The organism is Streptomyces sp. PU-14G, from assembly GCF_041028275.1.
Classification (GTDB): domain Bacteria; phylum Actinomycetota; class Actinomycetes; order Streptomycetales; family Streptomycetaceae; genus Streptomyces.
Genome location: NZ_JASKYT010000523.1, coordinates 1 through 4,109 on the forward strand (window position 1 = coordinate 1; position 4,109 = coordinate 4,109).

Below are 4,109 nucleotides of genomic sequence, written 5' to 3' on the forward strand. Positions count from 1 at the left end.
CGCATGTGCTCCCCCGCTCCCCGCTGTCTCCTCGGCGCCGTCCCGGCTCGCGCCGGCGGGCCCCATACTGCCGCGCCCCCACCGCCAGCGCACTCGGGCCCCCCGGGTCAGCGCACTCGGGCCCCCGGGTCACACCTGTGCGAACCTCCACCGGTGCACCGGGCGGGCGACGAGGTCGCCCGGAGGGTCGGGAAGTTCGGGGACATCCGCGTCGTAAGGGCCGCTCCACCAGGTGATGACGAGGACGCGGTCGCCCGGCGCTGTGAAGTGCTCGCGGCGGGAGGGGGGCGCGGCCAGCTCGGCGGAGCGGGCCCACTCCAAAAGAGCGGGGCCGTGGCCGTGTGCGGCCTTGGCCTCCCACATGAGGGCTACCGTCGGCATCAGGCGTAGAGGTTCTTCCTGCTCGTCTCGTGCACGTGGTCGTGTGTGTGGCTCGGGGACGGGGCGGGGACGTGCGGCTCGGTCACCGGGAGGGAGGAGTCGGCGGGCAGGTCCCAGGCGGAGGCGGCGCGGTTGCGGGCGACCATCTCGGCCCCGAGCGCGGCGACCATGGCGCCGTTGTCGGTGCACAGCTTGGGGCGGGGCACGCGCAGGGTGATCCCGGCGGCGGCACAGCGTTCCTCGGCCATGGCGCGCAGCCGCGAGTTGGCGGCGACGCCGCCGCCGATCATCAGGTGGTCGACGCCCTCGTCGCGGCAGGCGCGCAGGGCCTTGCGGGTCAGCACGTCGGTGACCGCCTCCTGGAAGGAGGCGGAGACGTCGGCGACCGGCACCTCCTCACCGGCGTTGCGCCGGGCCTCGATCCAGCGGGCGACGGCGGTCTTGAGCCCGGAGAAGGAGAAGTCGTAGGGCGCGTCGCGCGGCCCGGTCAGGCCGCGCGGGAAGGCGATCGCGTCGGGGTCGCCCTCCTTGGCGTACTTGTCGATGACGGGGCCGCCGGGGAAGCCCAGGTTCAGCACGCGGGCGACCTTGTCGAAGGCCTCGCCCGCCGCGTCGTCGATGGTGGAGCCGAGCGGCCGCACGTCGGCGGTGATGTCGGGCGCGAGCAGCAGGGAGGAGTGGCCGCCGCTCACCAGCAGGGCCATCGTCGGCTCCGGCAGTGCGCCGTGTTCGAGCTGGTCGACGCAGATGTGGGAGGCCAGGTGGTTGACGCCGTAGAGGGGCTTGCCCAGCGCGTACGCGTACGCCTTGGCCGCGGAGACCCCGACCAGCAGGGCGCCCGCGAGGCCCGGGCCCGCGGTGACGGCGACGCCGTCGAGGTCGGTGGCGGCGACGCCGGCCTGGTCGAGCGCCCGCTGGATGGTCGGAACCATCGCCTCCAGGTGCGCGCGGCTGGCGATCTCCGGGACGACGCCGCCGAACCGCGCGTGGGTGTCCACGCTGGAGGCGACCGCGTCGGCCAGCAGCGTGTGGCCGCGCACGATTCCGACGCCTGTCTCGTCGCAGGAGGTCTCGATGCCGAGGACGAGCGGTTCGTCAGCCATGGGTGTTCGTTCCTTGGTGCGTGGTCGGTGGCGAGTGGGGAAACGGGTCCGAGGACGGGCTCGGGGACGCGTCGGCCAACGCGCCTTGCCAGGCGTCCGGCGCTGCGGCGTCCGACGCCGCGGCGTACGACGCCGGGTCCGCGAGCCGCATCACCAGCGCGTCGACGTTCGCCGGCTGGTAGTAGCCGCGCCTGATGCCGAGGGGGACGAAGCCGAAGCGCTCGTAGAGGCGCTGCGCCGGCGCGTTGTCGACGCGCACCTCCAGCAGCACCTCGGCGCACTCGAAGTCGGTGGCGGCCCGCAGCAGGGCGCGCAGCAGCCGGGAGCCGAGTCCTGTCCCCCGGTGGGCCGCGAGGATGCCGATGGTCTGGATGTCGCCGGTGCCGGCCACGGCCGCCAGGCCCCCGTAGCCCACCAGGGAGCCGTCCGGCGCCTCGGCGACCAGGTACCGCCGGGTGGCGTCCGGACCGCGCGCGGAGGCCAACTCCGACCAGAACATCCCCGCCGACCAGGCGTCCTCGGGAAAGAGCTCGCCCTCCAGCTCCAGCACGGGGTCGATGTCCCACCACCGCATCTCGCGCAGGGCGATCCCGGTGACCGCACCGCCCCTGGCCTTCTGCGCGCGGCTCACCGCGGGGTGACCACCTTGTAGCCCGCGGGCACCTGCGCGTCGGGGCGCCGCAGGTACAGCGGGCGCGGCGGCAGGAGCTCCGCGCCGCCGGCCAGCCGCTCGGCGGCGAGCCTGGCCAGCGCCGCGGCGGACTGTTCCGCGGGCAGGTCGCGGCGCACACCGCGGAAGACGGAGTCGTAGAGCACGGCGCCCGCGCCGACGGACGGCACCTCGGCGACTCGCTCCTCGATGTCCGCGGGGCGGTCCACGGCCGGTCCGCCCACCCGCGTGCGGGCGTCGTCGTACCGCGCCCAGTAGACCTCCTTGCGCCGCGCGTCCGTGGCGACGACGAAGGGTTCGTCGAGCCCCGAGGCGTACGCGAGGCCGTCGAGCGTGCACACGCCGTGCACCCGCTGGCCGAGTGCGGCCGCGAACGCCTCGGCCGTCGCCAGACCGACCCGCAGCCCGGTGTAGGGCCCAGGGCCCACGCCGACGACGAGGTCGGTGACCTCGGCCAGCTTCCGCCCCGCCTCCTGGAGCACCCGCTCGACGCAGGGCAGCAGCAGTTCGCCGTGGCGGCGGGCGTCGACCTGGTGGGCGGCGGCAAGCGTGCGGTCCCCGTCGGCGTCGTGGAGGGCGACGGTCACGGCGGGTGTGGCGGTATCCAGCGCGAGCATCAACACCCGACCAGCCTACGGCGCCCGCACCCCACCCCCTGACCTCTTCCCCCCTTTCTCACCCGTTCCGGGCGCCCCGGAGGGGGCGCGGGACAGGTCTCAGGGCCTGTCCCAGGCCGCCGGCTACCGCCCGGCGGCCGTCTTGCCGAAGGGGATGTCGGAGCCCGTCAGCTCGGCGCGGATGCCCTCCTTGACGACGGAGACGCCGCGCAGCCGCACGTCCCCCGGTAGGTCCGGCAGGGTGAGGTGCAGCGCCAGCTTGTCGGCGAGCTTCGGTTCCTCGATCTTCTTGAGCGCCTCCACCAGCGCCGGGTCGATACCGACCTTCCTCAGCAACTGCGGGTGTGCGACGACGACGTCGAGCATGTTGAGCCGCATCACCTTGTCCACGAACCGGGGCGCCCCCGTCACCCGGTGCAGCTCGCGCTCGCTGTGCCGTACCCGCTCGGCCCGCTCGGGGGTGAGCCCGAACCGCTGGGCGATCGAGCGCACCCCGAACAGGGCCCGCGCCTTGGCGGCGTCGTGCTGGATGCGTTCGGCCAGCGGACGGGACAGCCGCAGGCCCGCGTCCTCGCCCGTGCCCGGCGTGAAGCTGAACAGGCCGGGCACGACCAGCCGCATCTCGTCCACGGTGGTGCCCACCCCGTGGTCGCCGGTGCGCTGGAGCTGGGCGCGGGCGCGGACCTTGACCACGGTTCCAGCGACGGGAAGCTCGCCCGCGGCCCGCACGGTGTGCTCGCCGCCCGCGGTGAAGGTCACCTGGGAGGTGCCGAGTTCGCGGTCGAGGTCGTCGAAGTCGAGCAGCACGTCGCCCTTCATCCGGCCCAGGACCGCGCCGCGGATGGACGACGGGGCGTCTCCGACGATCTCCACGTCCCGCACGTCGCCGCTGACCTGGGCGACGGAGACCCGCCCCGCGGGAACGTCGGGGATCGCGGTTTCGACGTGGTCGAGCCGGCCGCGCGCCACCTGGGCGAGGAAGGGGAAGCCGTTGATGTGGACCTCGGGCCTGGCGTGCAGGTGCAGCGAGTCCTGCACCTTGTCCGCCGCCTTGCCCTCGGCGTAGAGCGCGGCCCAGCGGTCGCCGACGGCGAGGAAGGCCAGCAGCGTGCAGCAGGCGATGGCGACCTTCACGGTCCGTGTCAGCCGGGAGCGGCGGCGCCGCCGCACCGCGCGCAGGTGCGGCATGCGGTCCTCGTAGGCGGGCTCGTCGTAGTCCGAGCGCACACCGAAGCCGAGTCCGCGCAGCCCCCCGTCGTCCGCGCGGCCGTACGACGGGTCGTGGGGGCGGCCGTGCGACGGGTCGTGGGGGCGGCCGTGCGACGGGTCGTGGGGGCG

At 74.7% G+C, this 4,109-nt stretch carries 5 protein-coding genes; all 5 read right to left on the reverse strand.

Translation table 11 applies throughout. The features are described 5' to 3' along the window. Nucleotides 1-129 precede the first annotated feature (129 nt). A complete protein-coding gene (locus AB8Z75_RS32740) occupies nt 130-381 on the reverse strand; it encodes a hypothetical protein (RefSeq protein ID WP_369208428.1) in 252 nt (83 codons plus the stop codon). Further along, complete coding sequence (gene tsaD, locus AB8Z75_RS32745; protein ID WP_369208430.1) at nt 381-1,484, reverse strand: tRNA (adenosine(37)-N6)-threonylcarbamoyltransferase complex transferase subunit TsaD; 1,104 nt, start codon at nt 1,482-1,484, stop codon at nt 381-383. The genes AB8Z75_RS32740 and tsaD overlap by 1 nt, the downstream gene beginning before the upstream one ends. Further along, on the reverse strand, nt 1,477-2,058 hold the full coding sequence (gene rimI, locus AB8Z75_RS32750; RefSeq protein WP_369208436.1) for a ribosomal protein S18-alanine N-acetyltransferase: 582 nt from the start codon (nt 2,056-2,058) through the stop codon (nt 1,477-1,479). The genes tsaD and rimI overlap by 8 nt, the downstream gene beginning before the upstream one ends. A 53-nt stretch (nt 2,059-2,111) precedes the next feature. Next, nucleotides 2,112-2,777, reverse strand: a complete 666-nt coding sequence (gene tsaB / locus AB8Z75_RS32755) for a tRNA (adenosine(37)-N6)-threonylcarbamoyltransferase complex dimerization subunit type 1 TsaB (protein ID WP_369208432.1) — start codon at nt 2,775-2,777, stop codon at nt 2,112-2,114. A gap of 117 nt (nt 2,778-2,894) precedes the next feature. Continuing rightward, nucleotides 2,895-4,109: DUF2993 domain-containing protein (locus tag AB8Z75_RS32760; protein ID WP_369208434.1), on the reverse strand; the 1,215-nt coding region annotated here is incomplete at its 5' end.